We start from the raw sequence: 2,762 nt of genomic DNA on the forward strand, positions 1-2,762 counted from the left end.
CACGTGCCGGTGGAGGCCAACTTCTTCCAGGACCTGGGCGCGGACTCRCTGGTSATGGCGCRGTTCTGCGCCCGGGTKCGCAAGCAGCCGGACCTGCCAGCGGTGTCCATCAAGGACATCTACCAGAACCCAACGATCTCGGCGCTGGCYGCRGCCCTGGCACCGGCGGAAGAGRCGAMGGCACAGGTGCAGGTTCAGGTGCAGGTGCAGGAACGGCTCGCGGGACTGCTGTCCGGCGTGCTGGACGTCGAGCACGTGCCCGTGGACGCCAACTTCTTCCACGACCTGGGCGCGGACTCGCTGGTCATGGCGAAGTTCTGCGCCCGGGTCCGCAAGGAGCCGGACCTGCCGGCGGTGTCCATCAAGGACGTCTACCACAACCCGACGGTCGGCGCTCTCGCCGCGGCTTTGGCTCCTGCGGAACCAGTGCCGTCCGACCCGCCTGTGGTTGCCAGTACACTTACCTCGCGGTCAGCGGGACCGGAAGCGTCATCCGCTGCCGCACCCAAGGCGACCTCTGCGAACGAGGCGGGACGAGGGCGACACAGGGCTCTCCCAGCTGGGGGAATGTCGGCCACGACGACCGAGTACGTGACATGTGGGATGCTGCAGGTGCTGATCTTCCTTGCCTACACCTATGTTTTCGCAGTGATTTTCGAGAATGGGCTGGAGTGGGTCTGGGCAGGCAGCACGCTGCTTGACCAGTACGTAAGGAGCGTCGGCTTCGGGACCTTCACGTTCGTCGCCATGTGTACGCTGCCTATTCTGGCTAAATGGGTGCTCATAGGCCGCTGGAAGCCCCAGGAGATTCGCATCTGGAGTCTGGCGTACGTGCGGTTCTGGTTGGTCAAGACGCTCGTGATGGCCAACCCGCTGGTCCTTTTTGCGGGCTCGCCGCTTTACCTGCTTTACCTGCGCGCCCTGGGAGCCAGGGTAGGGAAGGGGGCGGTCGTCTTCACCCGGCACATGCCTGTCTGCACCGACATGCTCACGATTGGCGAGCACACGGTCATCGAGAAGGACAGCTTCCTCAGCGGCTACCGCGCCATCAACGGCGTGATTCAAACCGGTCCGGTGTCGATCGGCGGGAACGTCTTGGTTGGAGAGAAGGCGGTGCTCGATATCCGCACCTCGCTTGGCGACGGGGCCCAATTGGGCCACGCCTCGTCACTCCACGAGGGCCAGGCAGTACCTGCTGGAGAGAGCTGGAACGGTTCGCCGGCGAGGCGCACGAGCACCGACTATCGGATCGTTCCCCCGGCTCCCTGCGGGACCCTCAGGAGGGTAAGGTATGTGGCCCTGCAGCTGGCGAACCGCCTGCTCCTAACGGTGCCAGTGGTCTCCACATTACTGGCTGTGGTCGTCGTCGATGTGCCCTGGACCCGAGAGATCTTCGAGACGCCGGGCCTGACACTTGCCAGCTGGTCTTACCTCAGCACCGTCCTCTGGTTGTCCTTGGCGTTATTCACAGGCGCCATGATCGTGAGCCTGATCTTCGTTACGACCATCCCACGGTTACTGAACCTCGCGCTCAAACCGGATCGCGTCTATCCGTTGTACGGGATCCACTACTTGATGCACGTGGCGATCGGGCGTATTACCAACCGTAAGTTCTTCCATGAGCTGTTCGGCGACAGCTCCTTCATCGTTCATTACCTGCTGTCCCTCGGTTACAGGCTCTCCCCCGTAGTGCAGACCGGTTCCAACTTCGGCACCGAAGTAAAGCATGACAACCCGTATCTGAGTGCGGTCGGCCGGGGAACTGTCATCGCCGCTGGGATCTCGTTCATTAACGCCAACTACTCCAGCACGTCTTTCAGCGTGTCGCGGAGCGCTGTGGGCGCAAACAGCTTCCTCGGCAACGACATCGTCTACCCCCCGCAGGGCAAGGTTGGGGAGAACTGCCTTATCGCGACGAAGGCCCTCGTCCCGATCGACGGAGAGATCCGGGAGGGCATCGGCCTGCTCGGATCGCCTGCCTTCGAAATTCCCCGGACTGTGCAACGGGACAGCCTGTTCATACGCATGGCGCATGACGAGGAGTTCCCTAGCCGGCTCGCCGCCAAGAACCGGCACAACTTGGTGAGTATGGTCCTGTTCCTCCTGTCGCGCTGGTTCTACACCTTCGTGATGCTGCTGTCCTCGCTGACCTCGGTGGACCTGATGCAGCAATTCCGCGTCTTCGCGATCATGGGACTGCCCCTTGTGATCGTGGTTTTCACTGTGCTGTACTTCGCGTTCGTGGAGCGGGCTTCCACGGGATTCCGCGGAGTGCGGCCAAAGCACTGTTCGATTTATGACATCGATTTCTGGCGCACCGAACGCTTCTTCAAGCTGTGTGCCCGGGCCAACGTGCATCGGCTGCTCAGCGGCACACCCTTCAAGGGGCTCGTGTGGCGGCTCGTCGGCGTCCGTGTGGGTAAACGGCTATTCGACGATGGGGGCGGGATGTCCGAGAAGAACATCGTCACCTTGGGAGACAACGTGATCCTCAACGCCGGGGCGTACATCCAGTGCCACTCCCAGGAGGACTACGCGTTCAAGTCCGACGCCACCACGATCGGTTCGGGCTGCACGCTCGGCGTTGCGACGATGGTGCACTACGGGGTCACCATGGGCGACGGGGTGGTGCTCGCGCCGGACTCCTTCCTGATGAAGGGCGAGGAGATTCCCGCTTTCGAGCGTTGGGGAGGCAATCCTGCCGAAGCATTGCCCGCTTCGACCTTTGGCCGGCCGGTGCGGCCTCTCGGCACTGCCTTACC

The 2,762-nt window shown here is 62.6% G+C and carries 1 protein-coding gene and 1 pseudogene; both read left to right on the forward strand.

The genetic code is table 11. The features are described from left to right. Nucleotides 1-54: 54 nt before the first annotated feature. A pseudogene (locus AC1DFE_RS23895) lies at nucleotides 55-99 on the forward strand (hypothetical protein); the annotation flags it as partial. Nucleotides 100-102: 3 nt separating this feature from the next. Further along, nucleotides 103-2,762 (forward strand): Pls/PosA family non-ribosomal peptide synthetase (locus AC1DFE_RS23900; RefSeq protein ID WP_476908308.1); only part of this gene is annotated, 2,660 nt, incomplete at its 3' end.

The sequence above is a fragment of the Arthrobacter sp. 05T423 genome (genome assembly GCF_056396245.1).